The sequence below is a fragment of the Curtobacterium flaccumfaciens genome, assembly GCF_051548005.1.
In the GTDB taxonomy this organism is placed as follows: Bacteria; Actinomycetota; Actinomycetes; order Actinomycetales; family Microbacteriaceae; genus Curtobacterium.
On record NZ_JBPUGH010000196.1, the window covers coordinates 1 to 5,444 of the forward strand.

Sequence of the window (5,444 nt, forward strand, 5' to 3'; positions counted from 1 at the left end):
CCTGCACGTCACGCACTTCGACGGCGGGTTCATCGGCGTCACGGTGTTCTTCGTGCTCTCCGGGTTCCTCATCACGACGCTGCTCCTCGGTGAGCACCGGAAGACCGGCCGCATCCGCCTCGGCTCGTTCTGGGGCAAGCGTGTGCTGCGGCTCTACCCGGCGCTCATCGCCTTCGTGCTCGTCGGGCTCGCGCTCTGGAACTGGGTCGGCGACTACAAGGGTGCGACGTTCTCCCCCGGCGAGGCCGCGTTCATCGCCCTGAGCTACACCGGCAACCTCTTCCGCTCGTTCTGGGACACCACGCAGGGCGTGTTCGCCCACACGTGGAGCCTGTCGATGGAGGAGCAGTTCTACCTCGTCTGGCCGCCCGTCCTCGTGCTGCTCTTCGCGATCCGGTCCCGTCGCCGCTGGTTGATGGCCGGACTCGGTGTGGTGATCGTCGGCGCTTCGATCGCGTCGTTCCTCAGCTACGAGAAGCCGAACGGGGGCTCGACCCCCGACGTGTACTTCTCCCCGGTGCTCGGCGTCGTGCCGCTCGCGACCGGCTGCCTGCTCGCGCTGCTGCTCGACGACGAGCGCGTCCGTCGCGCCGCCGCGGGCATCGCCGGACACCTCGCGACCTGGGTCGGCCTGGCCGCCCTCGTCGGCGTCCTGATCTGGATCGACGGGGACTGGACCCAGCACGCCTCGACGTTCGGCGTGGTCATGCCCCTCGCCGGTGTGGTGTCGGCCGTGCTCATCGGCGGGCTCGTGTCCGCCCGCACCCCGGTCTCGGCGGCACTCGGATGGACACCCGTGTCGTGGTTCGGCCGTCGGGTCTCGTACTCCGCGTACCTGTGGCACCCGCTCGTGATCGCGCTGCTCAGCACCTTCGCGATCGGTGCCTGGGGCAAGGTGTGGCTGGTCGGTGCGGCGCTCCTCGTGGCCGTCGGCGCGGCCTACGCGGTCGAGGTGCCGGTCGAGAAGGCCCGCAAGCACTTCCGCGAGGCCAAGCGGCTGCAGGCAGCGGACCGCGCCGGGCGCGAGCACGCCACGGCGTAGCCCCGGCAGGCGGCTCACCGGGCGCGACCACGCTCCGGCGGGGCGGCCCGTGGCGGCGCCGCCACGGGCCTCCCGTCCATGTGGTGTCGCGTTGCGACCGGCCGACGAAGCGCGCGCGTCCCGACCATGCGCGCGTCGATCGACGGGAGCTGCGTCGAGACGCGCGCGTTTCGTGGACCCGTTGCCCGAGCCGTGCGCTGCGCACCGCACGGAGGACAACCTGGGACGCCTGCGGCGGGGCCCGGCCTACGGTCCGGTGGGCGTCGCCACGGTGGCGGCGCCCGAGGAGCGACCATGACCCAGCGCGGCGCGACCGCCACCCCGGCCGGACGGAACGGGTTCCTCCGGCGCATGACATTCGCGTGCGCGTGGGGTGAGGGCCTCGACGGCTTCGACCTCGGCGTCATCAGCGTCGCCCTGCCGTCCATCACGATCGCGCTCGGCCTCGACCCGGTGCTCGCCGGGCTCATCGGTGCGAGCTCGCTGATCGGCATCTTCATCGGAGCGCCACTCGCCGGGTGGCTCACGGACCGGTTCGGCCGCAAGCGGGTCTTCACGATCGACGTCCTGCTGTTCATCGTGCTCGGGCTACTGCAGGCGTTCGCATCGTCGGGCTCTGGGGCTCGGCACCGGGCATCGTCGTCGTGCTGTGCTTCGCGGTCTTCTCGTTCATGAACGCGGCGCAGGGCAACCTCACCGCGGTGTACCCGATCGAGGTGCTGCCGACCGAGGTCCGCTCGACCGACGTGGGCTTCGCGGCCGCGTGCAGTCGGGTCGGTGCCGCCGCCGGGACGTTCCTGCTGCCCATCGGCATCGACTCCATCGGCATCGGTGCGTGCATGCTCATCGCCGCCGCGATCTGCGTCGTCGGGGCGGTCCTGTCCCAGGTGATGGCGCCGGAGACCACCGGCAAGGGTCTGCACGACACGAGTACCCAACCCCTGCGCGAGCAGACCCGGACGACGACCGCGGCCCGGTGACCCTGGCCAGGGGGCGCACCTGCACGAGCACGGCGGCCGTGGTCCGTAGGCTCCCAGCGTGACCACCGAGCGCGTCGACGTCCTCGTCATCGGCGGCGGACCCGTCGGCTGCTTCGCCGCGGCGCTCCTCGCCGAGCGCGGCATCGACGTCGCAGTGTGGGAGCGCCGCAGCGATGACCCCTTCGGCTCCCGGGCCATCGGCATCCACCCGCCGTCGCTCGACGCCTTCGCCGCGATCGGGCTCGACCGGGCGGTCCTGGCAGACGCCGTACTCGTCCGCACCGGTGTCGCCCGGAGCCGGGGCCGCGAGCTCGGTGCGCTGTCCTTCGCGGGTGCCTCGGCCACGCACCCGTACGTCGCGACACTCGACCAGCACCGGACGGAGACGCTCATGCGCGCGCGGCTGCCGGTGGGAGCCCTCCGGACCGGCACGACGCTGACCGGCCTGCACCAGGACCGGTCACGGGTCCTCGCCGAGGGGACCGGAGCGGACGGCAGCCCACGGTCGATCGAGGCGGCGTTCCTCGTCGGCGCCGACGGCAGCCGCAGCACGGTGCGGGAGCTGCTCGGCATCGCGACCCGGGGGCGGGACTACCGCCACCGCTACGTGATGGGCGACTTCGCGGACCCCGAGGACCCGTCGGCTCGGTCGACCGCGCTGGTCGACGTCGGGCCGGACGGGGTCGTCGAGTCGTTCCCGCTGCCGGGTGGTCGACGACGGTACGTGGCACTCGTGGGCACGACCAGCAAGGGCCCCGACCGCTCGGACTCCGCCGGCACGACGGCCGCCCGTCTCGCCGACGTCGTCGTGGAGCGCACCGGGTCGGCCCCGGACCCGTCGACCTGCACGATGACGAGCGACTTCGGTGTCCGCCGGCGGGAGGCCACCCGGACCGGCGTCGGTCGGGTCGTGCTCGTGGGCGACGCGGCGCACGAGATCAGCCCGATCGGCGGCCAGGGCATGAACCTCGGCTGGCTCGACGCGGCGTCGCTCGTACCGATCCTGGCGGACGCGCTCCGGGCCGGACCGGGCGCGACGGTGCCGACCACCGCGCGGACGGCGTGGGCGCGGCGTCGACGAGCCGCTGCCCGCCGTGCGGCGCGGCAGGCCGAGGTCAACATGGCGCTCGGGCTCCCCGCCGGGGTCATCGGCTCCGGCGGCCGGGATGCGCTGCTGCGCACGGCGTTGGCACTCCCCACGGCGTCGGCGCTCGCCCGGGTCTACGCGATGCGGTGGGCCTGACCCGTCGCGTCCAGGGCGCGCCGGCAACCGCCGAGCGACCAGCGGTCCGGCGTCGGCCAGACGAACGGGAACGCCGGGTGTCCAGGCGACCGAGCGGTCCGCCGCCGTGGTCAGGCGACCAGCCATCGGCCGCCGTGTTCAGGCGACCAGCCGTGCCCCCGCGACCGCGAGTTCGACGACGAGCACGAGCGACGACGCGATCACCAGCCGGAAGAGTGCACGCGTCGGACGTCCAGCGAACACGAGCCGCACGCCGACCACGGCCAACACCACCACGACGACCGTCCCCACCACGGCCAGCACGGCAGCGCCCCCGCGCGCGGGGTCGGCCCCGCCCAGCTGTCCGCCGAGCACGAGCAGCGCCGCGACGACGAGCGACCCGAACGCGAGCACGCCCGAGCCGCGCAGCCCGAGGCGGTGTGGGAAGCCCCGGACCCCGGTCGCGGCATCGTCGAGCAGGTCCGGCAGCACGTTCGTGCAGTGGATCGCGACGCCGAACACCGCACCGGTGGCGATCGCCCACCACGCGGGCCATGCACCACCGCCAGCGCCACCGACTCCGCCACCGACTCCGCCACCGACTCCGCCAGCCCCGCCGACACCGGCTGCGACGGCGACGACCGGCAGGAGTCCGAACGCGACGACGAACGGGACGACCGACCACGCCGTCCGCTTGAGCCCCGCGTCGTAGGCCCACCCGGCGGCGACGAGGACGACGTGTGCGACCGCTGCGACCGGTCCGAGCAGGAGCGACAGCAGTACGGCGAGGCCGGCGGTGACGGAGGCCGCCGTCCGGACGGTCCCGACGGCGATGAGCCCGCGGGCGACGGGCTTGTCGGACCGCCCCACCGCGCGGTCTCGATCGGCGTCGATCCAGTCGTTGGCGAGCCCGATCGACAGCTGCCCGGCGACCACGGCGAGCGCGACGAGCACCACGAGCCACACCGGGTGCCCGACGGCCGCGGCGATCACGGTCGCGAGGACCGTCACCGTGACGGTCGGGCCGGGGTGCGACGACGCGAACAGCAGCCGCGCGGTCGAGGGGTGGCTCACCCCGCCGAGCGTACCGACGGTCGACTGCGCGCCGCTCCGGGGCGCCGGCCGCGCAGCACACCGGAGGCGAGCGCGATGCCGAGCAGCACCACGAGCCCGCCCACCGGCTCGTTCCACCGCAGGGGTTCACCGAGCACGAGGACCCCGAGGGCCACGCCGACCACCGGCGTCAGGTACGTCACGGTGGATGCGCGTCCCGCTCCCCACGCCCCGACCAGCCGGGTGTTCCACGCGTAGGCCAGCCCCGTGCCCACCGCGCCGAGCGCGACCATCGCAGCCACGATCCTCCAGTCCAGCCGTACCGGACCCGTGGCGATGACGGGCGCGACGAGCAGCATGAGGAGTGCCGCCAGCGAGAGCTGCACCGTGGCGACCGTCGTCGGGTCCTGCCCGCTGCCGACGCCGAAGCGGCGCAGCCAGGCGAGCCCGATGCCGTACGAGGCGGTCATGCCGAGCAGCGCGACCTGACCGGGGACCGTGGCGAGCACCGCCGGGTCACCGACGAGGTCCCACGGCCCGACGAGCACGAGGACGCCGACGATCCCGAGCACGATGCCGCCGAGCTGCCGACGACTGAGACGTTCCGACGGCACGAGGACCGCGAGCGCGAGGAGCGTCATGATCGGCGTCGTCGCGTTGTAGATGCTCGCGAGGCCGGACGGCACCGTCTGCTCCGCCCACGCCATGAGCGACGACGGCACCGCGTTGAGGAACACCGCCACGACGAGCAGGTGGCCCCAGACACGCGGTTCGCGGGGCCACTTCCGGCGCGTCACGAGCAGCACGATCACGAGGGTCACCGCACCGAGCACGGTGCGCACGGTGGCGACCTGCTGCGGCGCGAGGCCCTCGAGGCCGATCTTCGCGAAGAAGAAGCTCGAGCCCCAGGTGAGGGCGACCAGGAGGTAGAGGAGGGCGTTCACGAGGGCTAGCATCGACCACCACCGCACATGTGTCGAACGCATGTGCCTCATGCCGACATGAGGAGCACGCATGACCGCCACGATCCCCCAGCTGCGGGCGTTCACGGCCACCGTCGACGCCGGATCCTTCACCGGCGCGGCCGCGGCGCTCGGGGTCGGGCAGTCCGCCGTGTCGCACGCCGTGGCGGGGCTCGAGCGCGAGG

Annotated in this window: 7 protein-coding genes; 5 read left to right on the plus strand and 2 right to left on the minus strand. The window is 73.6% G+C overall.

Annotation, left to right across the window (positions count from 1 at the left end; all coding sequences use genetic code 11):
* The 4 genes from ACSW7Y_RS15985 to ACSW7Y_RS16000 form a co-directional block, all read left to right on the plus strand.
* A partial coding sequence (locus ACSW7Y_RS15985; protein ID WP_438127227.1) for an acyltransferase family protein occupies nt 1-1,042 on the plus strand: 1,042 nt, incomplete at its 5' end.
* 294 nt (nt 1,043-1,336) lie between these two features.
* On the plus strand, nt 1,337-1,717 hold the full coding sequence (locus ACSW7Y_RS15990) for an MFS transporter (protein WP_438127228.1): 381 nt from the start codon (nt 1,337-1,339) through the stop codon (nt 1,715-1,717).
* Nucleotides 1,687-2,022 (plus strand): MFS transporter, encoded by a 336-nt coding sequence (locus ACSW7Y_RS15995; RefSeq protein ID WP_438127229.1) that lies wholly within the window; start codon nt 1,687-1,689, stop codon nt 2,020-2,022. The genes ACSW7Y_RS15990 and ACSW7Y_RS15995 overlap by 31 nt, the downstream gene beginning before the upstream one ends.
* Nucleotides 2,023-2,080: 58 nt before the next feature.
* Nucleotides 2,081-3,265 (plus strand): FAD-dependent oxidoreductase, encoded by a 1,185-nt coding sequence (locus ACSW7Y_RS16000; RefSeq protein WP_438127230.1) that lies wholly within the window; start codon nt 2,081-2,083, stop codon nt 3,263-3,265.
* Nucleotides 3,266-3,403: 138 nt separating this feature from the next.
* Here the strand turns inward: ACSW7Y_RS16000 and ACSW7Y_RS16005 are convergent, their stop codons facing one another.
* A complete protein-coding gene (locus tag ACSW7Y_RS16005; protein WP_438127231.1) occupies nt 3,404-4,318 on the minus strand; it encodes a UbiA family prenyltransferase in 915 nt (304 codons plus the stop codon).
* Nucleotides 4,315-5,241, minus strand: a complete 927-nt coding sequence (locus ACSW7Y_RS16010) for a DMT family transporter (protein ID WP_438127232.1) — start codon at nt 5,239-5,241, stop codon at nt 4,315-4,317. The genes ACSW7Y_RS16005 and ACSW7Y_RS16010 overlap by 4 nt, the downstream gene beginning before the upstream one ends.
* A gap of 70 nt (nt 5,242-5,311) precedes the next feature.
* Between ACSW7Y_RS16010 and ACSW7Y_RS16015 the strand changes: the two genes are divergently transcribed.
* The coding region (locus ACSW7Y_RS16015) for a LysR family transcriptional regulator (protein ID WP_438127233.1) at nt 5,312-5,444 on the plus strand (133 nt) is incomplete at its 3' end.

Excerpts from the sequence above, each read along its gene's own strand:
- ACSW7Y_RS15990 (WP_438127228.1), top strand. The coding sequence starts at position 1,337 with ATGACCCAGCGCGGCGCGACCGCCACCCCGGCCGGACGGAACGGGTTC.